The organism is Desulfomicrobium baculatum DSM 4028 (assembly GCF_000023225.1).
GTDB classification, from domain to species: domain Bacteria; phylum Desulfobacterota; class Desulfovibrionia; order Desulfovibrionales; family Desulfomicrobiaceae; genus Desulfomicrobium; species Desulfomicrobium baculatum.
This window is the reverse complement of sequence record NC_013173.1, coordinates 2,502,746-2,516,318: the sequence shown is the minus strand read 5'-3', so window position 1 is coordinate 2,516,318 and position 13,573 is coordinate 2,502,746. Positions and strand designations below refer to the sequence as shown.

General features: G+C 59.2%; 6 protein-coding genes. All 6 read right to left on the bottom strand.

What is annotated here, in order from left to right; translation table 11 throughout:
* Positions 1–52 precede the first annotated feature (52 nt).
* A complete protein-coding gene (locus tag DBAC_RS10940) occupies positions 53–8,803 on the bottom strand; it encodes a GH36-type glycosyl hydrolase domain-containing protein (RefSeq protein ID WP_015774363.1) in 8,751 nt (2,916 codons plus the stop codon).
* A gap of 133 nt (positions 8,804–8,936) precedes the next feature.
* Positions 8,937–11,054 (bottom strand): PAS domain-containing hybrid sensor histidine kinase/response regulator, encoded by a 2,118-nt coding sequence (locus tag DBAC_RS10935; protein ID WP_015774362.1) that lies wholly within the window; start codon positions 11,052–11,054, stop codon positions 8,937–8,939.
* Positions 11,055–11,356: 302 nt separating this feature from the next.
* Positions 11,357–11,506, bottom strand: coding sequence for a lmo0937 family membrane protein (locus tag DBAC_RS20045; protein ID WP_143890901.1), 150 nt, complete (start codon positions 11,504–11,506; stop codon positions 11,357–11,359).
* 200 nt (positions 11,507–11,706) lie between these two features.
* Positions 11,707–11,928, bottom strand: coding sequence for a hypothetical protein (locus DBAC_RS10930; RefSeq protein ID WP_015774361.1), 222 nt, complete (start codon positions 11,926–11,928; stop codon positions 11,707–11,709).
* 26 nt (positions 11,929–11,954) lie between these two features.
* Positions 11,955–12,884: a BON domain-containing protein gene (locus DBAC_RS10925; protein ID WP_218915574.1), complete on the bottom strand. Its 930-nt coding sequence runs from the start codon at positions 12,882–12,884 to the stop codon at positions 11,955–11,957.
* Complete coding sequence (locus tag DBAC_RS10920) at positions 12,856–13,035, bottom strand: CsbD family protein (protein ID WP_015774359.1); 180 nt, start codon at positions 13,033–13,035, stop codon at positions 12,856–12,858. The genes DBAC_RS10925 and DBAC_RS10920 overlap by 29 nt, the downstream gene beginning before the upstream one ends.
* Between the last annotated feature and the right edge of the window lie 538 nt (positions 13,036–13,573).

The following is a 13,573-nucleotide window of genomic DNA, read 5'->3' as shown; positions in this document are numbered from 1 at the left end:
TTGAGGGTATGAGGTTGTGTACATTAACGAAATGTTTTGCAAATTTCGATTCTCAAACACCGCTCACGTTCATGCGCACCTTGACCCAGTGTTCCTGGTGGTCGTCCACCAACGCAATGGTCTGGCCTGTCTGCTCGACATCATCGAGGGTCAGGCGCGTGCCGGTCTTCTTGCCTTTAAACTGCGACACGGTGATGTGATAGACCGTTTCCCGGAAGCGGTAGTGCACCGTGAATTCCTGCCATTGCGGATGGGGGCAGGGCGTGATGCGCAGCCTGTCCACTTCAAGGCTCAGGCCCAGAAGCGACTCCATGATGAGCCGATACATCCAGGCGGCCGAGCCCGTGTACCATGTCCAGCCGCCACGGCCCGTATGCGGCGGCGCGCCGTAGACATCGGCGGCGACGACGTAGGGCTCGCCCTTGTAGATGGCCGTCTCTTCGGGGGTGCGGGCGTGGTTGACCGGGTTGATCATGTCGAAAATCTCCCAGGCGCGTTTCGTATCCCCCTGACGGGCAAAGGCCATGGCAGCCCAGATGGCTGCGTGGGTGTACTGGCCCCCGTTTTCACGTACTCCGGGCACATATCCCTTGATGTAGCCGGGGTTGAGGTCGGACGTGTCGAAAGGCGGGTCCAGAAGTTGAACCAGCCCGTGCTCGCGTCGAACCAGATGCCTGTCCAGGGACTGCATGGCCGTGCGCGCCCGTTTGGGGTCTCCCGCCCCCGAGAGCACGGACCAGCTCTGAGCGATGGAGTCGATGCGGCATTCGTCGTTTTTCGCTGAACCCAGCGGCGTGCCGTCATCAAAGTAAGCACGGCGGTACCAGTTTCCATCCCAACCGCTCTCTTCGATGATGCGGCTCAGTTTGGCGGCTTCCTGCCGGCACTCTTCGGCAAACGGGGCGTCTCCCCGTCCATTGGCCAGCGTGGCGAAGGCGTCGAGCACATGATGCAGGAAGAAGCCGAGCCAGACGCTCTCGCCTTTGCCGTGTTCGCCCACCAGATTCATGCCGTCGTTCCAATCGCCGGAGCCGATGAGCGGCAACCCGTGCACGCCGAAGCGCAAGCCGTGCCGGATGGCCCGCACGCAGTGTTCGTAGAGGCTGGCGCTCTGGTCCGAGCGTTCGGGCAGATCGTAGCAGGATTCCTCGTCGTCACCGAGCGCGCGCATCCGCAGGAACGGGACGCTTTCATCCAAAATGCCGGTGTCCCCGATGGCGGCGACATAGCGGCACGTCGCGAGCGGCAGCCACAGGTAGTCGTCCGAGCATTTGGTGCGCACGCCCCGGCCCATGGGCGGATGCCACCAGTGCTGCACGTCGCCTTCCTCGAATTGGCGGGAGGCGCAGAGCAGGAGATGTTCACGGACCAGGCCCGGCCTGGCATGGACAAGGGCCATGACGTCTTGAAGCTGGTCGCGAAAACCGAACGCCCCGCCCGACTGGTAGGTCGCGCTGCGCGCCCACAGGCGGCAGGCCAGGGTCTGGTACAGGAGCCAGCCGTTGGCGAGCACGTTGAGCGATTGGTCGGGAGTCTGGACATGAATGGCCCCGAGGGTATGAGCCCAGTGCTGCCATACCTTGTCGAGGGCGTGCCGCGCCGCGGGCGCGCCCCTGAAACGCTGGATCAGCTGCTGCGCGTCCGTGGCGTCGGTTCCCACGCCCAGTTTGAAGATGATCTCCCGCTCTTCTCCGACTTCGAGATCGAAACCGACCTGGATCGCCGCGCATGGGTCCATGGCCGTCCCCGTCTTGCCGGAGAGGCGGGTGCGGGTCATGGCGGCGGGCGCTCGGAGCGTGCCGCTGCGGCCCAGAAATTCCGTGCGGTCGGCGGTGATCGTGCGGGAGACGTCGTCCACATCGAAAAACGCCGTTCGCGTGCCGAATTCGGGATTGTACGGGTTGCACGCCAGCAGAGCCCCGCTGTGCTGGTCGATTTCCGTGATGACGTGAAACGCGGATTTCGGACGCAGGTCGCCAAGCACCCACTCCACGTATCCGGTCGCGGAAATCCGCCGGGAGCGCTCGGAAACATTGGACACTTTCAGCACCGAGAATTTAATCTGCGCGTCGAGGGCGACATAGATCATGAGTTCCGAGCGGATCCCGCGTTCGGTATGCTCGAAGACGCTGTATCCGAACCCGTGCCTGGTCACATACGGTGTCACTCCGCGGCAAGGGCGCGGCGTGGGCGACCAGTAATGCCCCCGTTCTTCGTCGCGCAGGTAGAAGGCTTCCCCGCCCTCGCCGCTGACAGGGTCGTTGTCCCAGGGGGTGAGGCGGAATTCATGGGCGTTCTCGCTCCAGGTGTAGGAGCCGCCGCATTCGGAGATGACGCTCCCGAAGAGCGGGTTTGCCAGCACATTGACCCAGGGCGCGGGCGTGGCAAGGTCCTGGGCGGTGGTGATGACATATTCGCGTCCGTCCGGAGTGAATCCGCCCTGGCCGTTGAAAAAGGTCAGGTCGTGGCGTGGCTGCGGAGCTAGCGGTAGGGGATCGGAGCGATGCGTTCTGCTCGGTACCAGCTGGGGAATCCTGATGCGCGTTAAGGTGCGGCCGTCGATCTGCTGCGCCAGGGTCCCGAGGGTGTCGGAGATGACGACGCGCGCGACCGTCTGGATCAGGATGCGGTCCTCTTCCGCGAAGCGATTGCCGGAGCGCACGAAGATCCCGCCGGGCTGTTCGGTTCCGCCGGATTCGACCCCGGCCGCGACGAGGCCCATGATCTGATCATAGAGGACCTGCCTGTATCCGGTCTGATCCTCGTTCCAGATGACCAGATCGACTTTGAGCCCTTTCAGGCGCCAGTAGGCGTGGGCCTGCACGAGCTGGCGGACCAGTTCGATGTTGGCGATGTCCTGGATCTGGAGCAGCACGATGGGCAAATCCCCGGAAATCGCATGACTCCAGAGTCCGGATTGTCCTCGCCGATTCTTGATGAGAATGCCCGGCTCGGCCCGCAGCGCCGCATTGGCATAAATGACCGATCCCGCAAGGCGGCCATAGAGCTGCGCGTCGGCCTCGGATGCGTTGAGCTGCCGCAAAAGCACCTGGCCGTGTGTCCAGGCCAGGTCGAAGACCCTGTCCGCGATGCGGCGGTCCTGGTATTTTTCAACCAGGCGCAGGGTTTCTTCCCGGGTTTCGGCGATGCCGGAGATGATGTTGAGGGTTACCGATTCTTCAGGCTCAAGGACGATGCGGCCGCGGATGGAGACAATGGGGTCCAGAACGGAGCCTTCGCTGCCCGAGAGCGCGCCGGAGAAATATTCGCCCTTGCAGCTCATGGCCAGCGGCTCGGCGACGGTGTTTTCGCGCCCGAGGAATTGCATGCGGTCCGTTTCAAAGGAGATGTCGACGGGGCGTACGTCGTGCACGATCATCATGTGCAGCATCCAGGGCGGCTTTTCCCCCCGGGAGCGCGGCCGTCTGGAGCAGAGGATGGCCTGTTGCTTGGGGATGATCTCGGTCTGGACAAACAGGTTGCTGAAAGCGGGGTGCAGGTCGTCGGAGGCGGAGTCGGCCAGGGTCACCTCGGCGTAACTGGTCAGATCAAGGGTCCGGCGCGTCCGGGCGCGGTTGGTGATGCGCACCCGGCGCAGCTCGATATCGTCTTCGGGTGACACCGTGATCTCCGTATGGGTGTCGTAATTGTGGTCCTGCACGCGGAATTCGGCCCGGCCTTCGGAGAAGATGGCTTCATAGCGCTGCGCCTGTTTGAGCGTCGGCTGGTACGCCGTGGACCAATATTCCCGGGTGTCCAGATCACGCAGGAAACAGAACGTGCCCCAGTTGTCGCAGGTGCGGTCTTCGCGCCACCTGGTTACGCTCAGACCCTTCCAGCGGCTGTAGCCGCCACCGGCATTGGTGACCATGACGTGGTAGCGGCCGTTGGAAAGCAGCTGCACTTCCGGGGCGGGCGTGTCCGGGCGTGAGAACACGCGGATGTGCGAGCCCCCGCTGTCCGAGTCCATCTGGAGTTCGGACAGTTCGGAGGTGTGCGCATAGAACGCGGTGGTCTTGGGGATGCGCTCCTGCAGGAGCAGCATGGTCGCCTGGAACAGCGGGTCGGAGGCAAATCGCTTTTGCATGGGGCGATCAAGCAGCAGATGGGCCATGGAGAGCAGGCTCATGCCCTGATGATGGGCCATGAAGGACCGGACCACGACGCTTGATTGGCCGCGCGGCAGGCGCGTGGGCGTGTAGTCGATGGCCTCGTAAAAGCCGAATCTGGTGTCGAATCCTTCGTCCGCCAGGCGGATGAGATTCCGGCATGCCTCACCCGGCGTGACCATGAGCGCCAGGGCCGAGGCGTAGGGCGCGATGACCAGATCCTCGGCCAGTCCGCGTTTGAGGCCAAGGCCAGGCACGCCAAAGGCCCGGTATTGATAGTTCTGGTGCACGTCGATGGCGTTGTATCCGCACTCCGAAATGCCCCAGGGCACGGAGCGCTTCTTGCCGTATTCGATCTGTCTGGCCACGGAGGCGTTGCAGGTTTGCTCAAGCAGGGTGGACTCGTAGGTCGGCATGACCAGCATCGGCATCAGGTATTCGAACATGGAGCCGCTCCAGGACAACAGCACCGGCTCGCCTCCGGCGGTGGTCAACAGGCGCCCCAGCGAGAACCAGCTCTCCTGCGGAATCTGCCCCTGGGCAATGGCCACGAAGGTGGCCAGCCGCGCTTCCGAGGCCAAGAGGTCGTAGAAGCTGTTGTCTCGTCGACATTCAGAGACATTGTAGCCGATGGCCAGCAGATGGCTCGTTTCGTCGCACAGGAACTCGAATTCCATCTGGGCCATTGTGCCGCATTGCAGGGCGAGGCGCTCGCAGGTCTTGATCCGCGCCTCGGCGTGCTGGCCGGCCTTGGTGACCAGGCTTTGCAGCTCTCCCCACGCGTTGTAATCCAGGGAGGACGCCGTTTCCTGCCGCCGCGTCATGTCCGGCAGGATGGCCTCGGCCAGGGTCGTCAGTTCGCTTAAGGTCGGGATCCGGTCGAGAGCGGGAAGATCCGGCAGATTTTTGTGCACGATGGCAAGCTCCGCCCACGGGGCAAGGCTGGTCAGCTCCGCGAGCGCGTCGCGGCATTGCTCGGCAAAGGCGCCTGCCCACCAGAGTGCGTTCGAGTTCGAGCCCGAGGCGCTTAAGCTGTCGATCAGGGTCGTGGCCGATGCCGCCAGCCGTTCGAGCCGCTGCCGTGAAGCCACCAGGGTGAGCGGCTCGGAGCGGGGCGCGGCGTTCACGGCGTTCAGGTCGAGCCTGAGGCCGGCAAGCGGGTCCACTGCCGCTTTTGGGGTGGATTTCAAGGCCTCGGCCAGGATTTCAAGCGTGTCGCGCAAGCTCTCGAAAGTGCGGGGTTCCAGAATCTTGCGGCCCGCAAGTTCGAGCAGGCCAGGCTTCAAGGTCAACAGATGACCGGCCAGGTTGCCGCTGTCCACGGAGGAGATGTAGCTCGGAGGCAGCGGGGCCAGGGTCAGGGTGTCGTACCAGTTGTAGAAATGCCCTCGATAGCGTTCCAGCGTGCCCATGGTGCGCAGCGTCTTCATGGTGCGGTCGAGGAATTTTCCGGCGGAGATGATCCCAAAATCGCAGGCGGAGAGGTTCGCCAGCAGCGCAAGGCCCATGTTGGTCGGAGAGGTGCGGTGCGCAACCACGGGAGCGGGGTGCTCCTGAAAATTGTCGGGTGGGAGCCACTGATCCTCGGGGCCGACGAATGTTTCGAAGAAGGCCCAGGTCTTGCGGGCCGCCCTGCGCAGAAAGAGAATCTGTTCCCTGGTCAGGGCGTCCTTGCGGCGAGGGATGGCGCGGCTGATCCACCAGACTATGGCCGGGGATACAAGCCAGAGCGCGAGCAGTCCACCTGCCACCGGCAGCGTCTGCGGCGCCGATACGGCAAGCACGCTCGCAACGCTGATGGCCAGAAGCGGCCCGATCCACATGGCCGTAAGTGAGCCGGCGAAACCGGCTTGGTCGCTTTGTGCGTTGCATGACGGATTCCACTCCAGCAGTCCCCGATGCGTGACCAGCATCCTCCAGATGGTGCGCAGGATCGCGTCCAGGCTGAAATAGGCCTCGTAGGGCAGACAGACAAGGGTGAAGGCCGTGCGCCCCAAATGTTGGAGGGTCAGGCCTGCCGACGCGGCGAAGTGCTGCGCTGGGGAAACGTCATCGGGTTTTTTGAGGAGGTTTGAAAGCGAGTCCACCAGGGAAGGGATCAGAATGATGCCGAGCACCACCGTGGTCCAGAACAGGGCGGCGGGCAGAACCGTCCAGCCCAGGATCAGAAGCAGGGTCAGCGCCGTGGCGGTCAGGCTGCGCCGCAGGTTGTCGAGAATCTTCCATTGGGACAGCATGGAAATGGGGTTTTTGTAACGCCGCCCATCCGCGCCGGGAACCCGGGGCATCAGCCAACGCGCGATCTGCCAGTCGCCCCGGATCCAGCGATGCCTGCGGCTCACGTCCTCGCTGTAGCGGGACGGATACTGCTCATACAGTTCCGCATCGCTCAAAAGTCCTGACCTGGCGTAACAGCCTTCCAGGAGGTCGTGGCTCAGAATCCGGTTGTCCGGGAAGCGGCCTTCGAGCGCCTGCCTGAAGACGTCCACGTCGTAGATGCCCTTGCCGATGAACGAACCTTCGCCGAACAGGTCCTGATACACATCGGAGACGGCGTTGGTGTAGGGGTCGATGCCGACCTCGCTGGCGCACATCCGCGCATATTTCGAACGATTCGAGCCGGCCAGGCTGATCGCCACCCGTGGCTGCAGGATGCCGTAGCCGGCCGTGACGCGACCGCGTGCCGCGTCGTAGACGGCGCGGTTCAGCGGATGGCACATGGCGCCCACAAACTTTCGCGCCGAGTCGCGGGCCAGCTGCGTGTCGGTGTCCAGGGTGATGACGAACCTGATGTCCGGCAGGATGGACGTGTCGCCGACGATGAGCGCGAAGCGATCCATCGCATCAGCCGAGCCCTTGCTCAGCAGGGCGTTCAAATCACCGAGTTTTCCGCGCTTGCGTTCAAAGCCCATCCACGTCTTTTCGGCGGCGTTGAATCTGCGCGGACGATGCAGCAGGAAAAAGGTGCTGCCGGCATCGCTCGGGTATTTGGCGTTCAGCGCTTCGATCATGCCGCGGGCCAGGCTGACCAGTTCTTCGTCCTCCGGCATGGTTTCCTGGGCTGCGTCGGCAAGGTCGGTGAGCAGGGCAAAATGGAGGTGCCGGTCGCGATTCCCCAGAAATCGGACTTCGAGATCGTTGGCCAGTTCCTCGACGCAGCGTGCGCTGGTGAGCATTGTCGGGACCACGACCAGGGTCCGCGCCTCGGGCGGGATTCCCTTGGAAAAGTCCATGCGCGGGAGCAGGCGCGGGGTGGCCAGGAGCGTGGCCAGCCAATTCGCGAGCGACACCGCCAGGTGGCTGCAGCAGAGTACGAGGAGCAGGCAGAAAAGGCCGAGCTGCCAGCCGCTCAGTCCGTCGCCATGGGCCTTGGACGCAAGCAACGTGGTCAGCATGGCCGTCAGGAGCACGATGCCGCCGCCATAGAAGAGAAATTGGCGGCCAAGAACGCACAGCGCCGCAGCGGGCGAGCGGCGCATCTGAACCAGCCGCTCAAGCTGGGCACGTCCGTCACCGACCAGATAGAACCCGACATGGCCCTTGCGTTGTTCGCTCTGGCTCGCCGCGCCTTCCTGTGCCAGTTCCAGCGCCTTGCGCGACACCTCGGATTCGGAATGCGGGCATTTTTTTGCTATTTTTTCCACGACATGGCGATATCTGTCGCGGGTGGAAAAATTCATCTTGGCGTAGATGGAAACGGGGTCTTGCCCGAGAATACTTTCGACCGTGCTCAAGGACTCGACAAAATCGTTCCAGTTGGTGGCGTTCAGGGAACGCAGGCTGCCGATGCTGTTGCTGATGGAGATCTGGTCGGAGGCTTGCTGCTGGTTTTCCAGGCGCACCAGTTGATCGATGGTTTGGCCGGATTCGGACAGGCGGCGTTCGATCCAGGACAGCGGGAGGGATTGCGCCGGACCCTGTCCCTGCAGACGGCGGGTGAGTTCCGCGACAAACGAGCTGGTCATGGGCGGGTCGGACCTGGCCATGTCGGCGATGGTCAGGATCAGGCTTTTGGGGTCGCTGGCGGCCACCTCGGTCATCAGATTGGCCCAGTAATCGGCATTGTTGCGTTCTTTCCTGCGCACGGCGAGGCGGGCGGCGACCCGGCGCAGGTTCTCGATCAGGGCCAGGCGCAGCATGATGGGGATGGCCCACAGTTCGCCGAGCTTGAGGGATGTCACGGTCTGGTAGGCGGCCACGAAGCGGCTCAGATATTCCGGGTCCACCCGGCCGTCGCCGTGCGAGATGGCCTCCAGGGCGAGATCGTACACGCGCGGGAGACCGGCCGAATGCCCGCCGCGCAGTTGCGGCAGTTCGCGGCTGTAACCCTTGGGCAAGTGTTTGGCGGCGGTGCGGATCTGTTCTTCGATCACATAGAAATTGTCGAGCAGCCATTCCCCCGCCGGGGTCATGCGCCGGTCGTTCTTGACGTCTTCCGTCAGCAGGCGGTGCACGTTCCGCAACACCCGCTCGTTTTCGGCCAGACGCGACAGGAGGCGGTCGTGCGTGCGCTTTTCCGTGAGCTGGTGCATGCTCGCCAGAATTTTGCCGTGCTGCTCCATCTGGGAGGCGCTGAACAGTTCCGCCCGGAGAGGGAGCTCCTCGTCGATGCTCGTGTCGTATGGACCGCGTCCGGTCAGACGTGTCCAGAGAATTGAAAAGGAGCTCTTGCCAATGTCGCTCGTCGTCTTCATGCGTGGTGTCCCCTTTCAGTTAGAGCGAAAGCATGAGACTTGCCCTGGTTGCGGATTCCGTGAAATTTCAAAAATCACTTCTTGGCCTCAGCGAAGACGCCAAAGGATGATTCGGCCGCACATGCAGGGCGGCTCATGTCCTGTTTTTGACGTCAATGCCGCCCAGCACCTGCTCCAACTTATTACGGTCGAACGGTTTTGCTATGTAGTCATCCATGCCCGCCATGATGAACCGTTCGCGATCGCCACGCATGGCATACGCCGTCATGGCGACGATGGGAATTTTGGGGTCAAAGAATTTGGAGACGTCCGTCCTGATGTTTTTGGTGGCTTCCAGGCCATCCATGACTTCCATCTGCACATCCATCAGTACGCAATCAAAGGTGCTGCGTCGCATGCTTTCCAGTGCTTCAATCCCGTTGCCGGCCGTTTGCACGGTGTGTCCCATTTTTTTGAGCAGCTGCGTTTCCGCCACGCGGCTTATTTCGTCGTCTTCGACGAGCAGAATGCGTAGCGATGGCGCGGCGGAGTCGAGGCCTGGCTGATCCGGGAGGATGGAATACGCCCGCCACCTGAAAGGAAGCATCAGGTACGCGGCGGTTCCAGCTCCCAAGGTGCTCTCAAAGGTCAGCGTGCCTCCCATGGCGGCAACAAGACGCTTGCATATGGAAAGCCCAAGGCCTGCGCCCTGATGCTCGCGGGTGAAACCTTCACTGGCCTGGGTGAAAGGGTTCCCCAAAGTCTTAAGCGTCGTGTCGCTCATTCCCGCGCCCGTGTCGGTAACGCAAAACAGCACGCGGACCGTATCCGGCGGCAGGGGAAGCAGGGTCGATACCTCGATCCGGACCTCTCCCTGGTCGGTAAATTTCATGGCATTGCCGACAAGATTGAACAGCACCTGACGGACGCGGACCTCATCCCCGAACACTTCCTTGGGCACATCCGGCGCGACGTCGATGCGGACAGGCAGTCTCTTTTGAATGCTCACCGGGCCAAAACTGTCGGTGACGGCGGAAAATGTTTCGGACAGATTGAACGGTTCCTCGCTCAAGGGCATTCGGCCTGCCTCGATGCGGGACAGGTCCAGGATGTCGCTTAAAAGGCGGGTGAGTCTGCCCCCGGAGCGGATGGCCATTTCGATGTACATCTGCTGTTCGTCGCTTGTATCCGTCGTTTCAAGGAGCTGCATCATGCCCAGCAACCCGTTTAAAGGTGTCCTGATTTCGTGACTCATGTTGGCCAGAAATGCGCTCTTGGCCTTGTTCGCCGATTCAGCCGCATTTTTCGCGGCCACGAGCTCCACTTCCATCTGCTTGCGGGGGGTGATGTCCAGGCAATGACCGATGTACCCGACGAATGCGCCCTGTGAATTGAAGCGTGGCGTGCCCTGATCCACCAGCCAGCGATATTCGCCGCTGACATGGCGCAGCCGGTACTCCATGTTGAACGGTTCGCGTCGGGCAAAGGCCGTCACATAGGTGTCAATGCAACGGTCAAGGTCCTCCGCATGCACCCCTTCGACCCAGCCGTTGCCGAGCTCCTGTTCCAGGGTGCGGCCGGTGAAGTCGAGCCAGGGCTCATTGAAATAATCGCACAGCGTGTCTTCTCCGGAAGTCCAGATCAATGCCTGGCCGCTGTTGGACAGGTTTCTGAAATGCAGTTCGCTCTCGGTCAGCGCAATCTCGGCCTGTTTACGGTCGTTGATGTCGCTTATGACGACGCGGCACACGGGGCAGTCATCGCAAGGCTTTAAAACGAATTCCAGGCAGGCCCAGAACTGGACACCGTCTGTTTTTTTCATGCGCAGTTCGCAGCTTCGCGCTACCCTGGTCGCAAACAGTTCTTTCATTTCGCGGGTGAAGGTGTGCTGGTCATCATCACAGATGAAGCTGGTTATCTGCTGTCCGATGAGGTTGTCTCGGGGTATGCCGAGCATTGCCGTGGCAGTGAGATTTGTTGCCGTGATCTGTCCCTGTTCCGAAAGAGTGCAATAGCCCACCGGAGCAAAGTCGTAGAGATCCAGGTACTGCTGGTGTTCTTCTTCGAGTTCTGCGTGTGTCCTGCACAATTCCTCATTTTGCATCTCAAGCTCGATTTGGTGAACGCGCAGTTCATGGACTATCCATGACGGCTCTTCGACGGAGTCGGTGGCGAGGCTCTCCGGCGAACCTGCTTCGTTCTTCCGGCTGATTTCTTCAGCTTTGCGGCGAAGCAGGTCCGGATTTTCGGGTTGACCTGTTTTGTTCTTCATCGGGCGTCTCCATCCTTGGTTGGCCAGGGTTGGCCAAGCAGGCCCTCTCCCGTGCAGGCTCTTTTGTCCGTGCGAATTTCTATTTTGCGATGAATACTGTGTAAAATTGTATCCAAATCGCAGTCCGTAAGCAGCTTGTCGTCTATATTTTTGTCTTTATCGAGTCCCATATATCAAACATATTGAGCTAAAAAGTACGATAATTCATGTGTATAAGAAGGTAAAATGTTTATAACAACAAGTGAAATAATTAAGAATGAAAATATTGGACCATATTGTTGCGTATAAGTAATCATTGTTGATCAGAGTGTGCGTCTTCCTTGTATTAAATTTACGAGGATGACAATGACGGCAACAACAAGGAGTATGTGAATGAAAGAACCCATTGTGTAGCCACTAACAATACCAAGAAGCCATAATATTATAAGAACGCCGGCGATAGTGTATAACATTTTTTTTCTCCATTGTGAGTTACTGGTGTTGCAGTGAAAAGTTGTTATTTCCTTGAAGAAAATGACCGTATTTTTTTAACTGCCAGAAAATAATATATTCACTCCTTCGCGAAAATGAATTTTCGCGGTATTCGCGATGGGTTGCAGCACCCTCTGTTGCTGATGGCCTGACTGCTTTTCTGGCAAGGCCGCTATTGCGGTTATGAGCTCCTTTTTCCCACAATCAGCAGTGTGATGCCGCCCGCAAGCGCGATTGCGCCCAAGATCGGGGGCAGCGGTATTGTTCGCGTTTTTTCAGCCGTCATCTGCAGGGGACCAAGATCAACGACTTTTTCCTGGGTCGTGTAGGTGATGCCCTGGTAAGCAAAGGCCGCTATTCCAAGGACGATCAGCAGGATTCCCACTATGCTTAATGTTTTCATGACTACTCCCGATTGTTGGTCGAACGTTATTTGACGCTCATCTGGTTTTTGACTTCCTTCACACCATTCACATCGGAGGCAAGTTTGGTGGCCAGATTCGCTTCCGCCGCGTTCTTTGCCTCGCCAGTCAGGGTGACCACGCCGTCCAGGGTTTTGACCTTGGTGTTGAGGGCGCTGGTCGAGCGGTGATAGAGAAGCGTCATCTTGACCTGGGCAGTAATTGATGCGTCATCAACGGTTTCGATGAAGGTTTGCTTTGTGTCGTTGTCCTTTTCTTGAGCCTTCGCCACGGTCATTTCATTCTTGACGTCCTTCACGCCTTCGACATCCATTGCGTATTCGGTTGTCAATTCCTTTTGAGCCTGGCTGGATGCTTCGCCTTTTAAAGTCACCACGCCGTCTTTGACATCGACCTGCGTTGTTGTGGGGCTGACGCTGCGGTGAAACAAGAGTGTCGCGACTACATTGTCGAGCACCCATGCGTCGGTGTTGGTGGAAGGTGGAGTGCTCTTGAGTTCGAGCTTGTTGTCCACGCTTTTGACTCCGGGAAGATTGGCCACGGTTTCCTGAGCCAGGGCTTTGTGGTATTCTCCCGAGACAACTCCTGTCATTGTGACTGCGCCATCCTTGGACTCTATCTTGATATCATCCTCCTGCAGGTATTTCTTGAATACATGCGACTGTTTGGCGGATGTTTCGATGTCGCGATCCGACTCAGCCGCCTGCAAAGGCATGCCGAGAACCAATAGCGCCGCCGCTGCGAAAAGCAGGGACCGAAGAAATGTCGTTTTCATCAATATGGAACCTTTTTTAATTTTAAGGGTTGCCCGAAGAGCACGTTCGCTCTCCGGGGCTTTGATCGCCGTCCCGGCATGCCGCGGATTCGTGGCGACCGGGCGGTGCGGGCGAAGGGTTTTTTGCGTCTGGCTAATCTTCCAAAACCTCTTGCACCTCACCGACTTTTTTCTGCACCTTGCCGGCTACCTTTTCCGCCTGTCCTTCAGCTTCCAAGGAGGGTTTGTCGATAATCTTTCCGACGGTTTCCTTGATCTTGCCTTTGCCTTCATGGTAAACGCCTTCCGTCTTGTTTTTTGTGCTGGACTTCATACATTTCTCCTTTTTCTGTAAAAGACCTTAAATTCTTCCCGCTTTTCACGCCCTCGCATTTTTATGAAATGCAGGCGCCAGTGATTCGTCATCCCTTTGAAGAAGGGGTTTCATGCTTTGCATAGCCATTTGAAACACCGGATTCACCCTGACGGGCATCAACCTGGGCATACGTTCGCGAGAATGACGTGAATGGCACCTCGCGACTTTTTTGCAGTGCCTCGTAAATGTGGAGGCGCGATTTTCGGGGGCATGATGTACATCGCAACGAACGTGCCATACTCGGCGGATTGCTTGTGCTTCTTAATGGTCTGATTATAATGGGGAAAATAAGGAGTTTTGGGAGGAGTCGAGGAGGTCGGTCGGCTGAGGCCGCCATATATGGCGCAACTGCAAGATGTTGCGAAAAGCTTCTGGCGCTTCTCTACGAATCGGTCTTGAAATTTATGTATTCAAATAAATCGTATTATACATTTGATTTTAATTCAGACATGTTGATTTATTACGCATTATTCATGATTAATGTTTTAATATAAAA

What these genes read in the sequence shown, in the direction of transcription:
- DBAC_RS10940 (WP_015774363.1), bottom strand. Translation starts at nt 8,803, where the DNA reads ATGAAGACGACGAGCGACATTGGCAAGAGCTCCTTTTCAATTCTCTGG.
- DBAC_RS10935 (WP_015774362.1), bottom strand. Translation starts at nt 11,054, where the DNA reads ATGAAGAACAAAACAGGTCAACCCGAAAATCCGGACCTGCTTCGCCGC.
- DBAC_RS10930 (WP_015774361.1), bottom strand. Translation starts at nt 11,928, where the DNA reads ATGAAAACATTAAGCATAGTGGGAATCCTGCTGATCGTCCTTGGAATA.
- DBAC_RS10920 (WP_015774359.1), bottom strand. Translation starts at nt 13,035, where the DNA reads ATGAAGTCCAGCACAAAAAACAAGACGGAAGGCGTTTACCATGAAGGC.
- DBAC_RS20045 (WP_143890901.1), bottom strand. Translation starts at nt 11,506, where the DNA reads ATGTTATACACTATCGCCGGCGTTCTTATAATATTATGGCTTCTTGGT.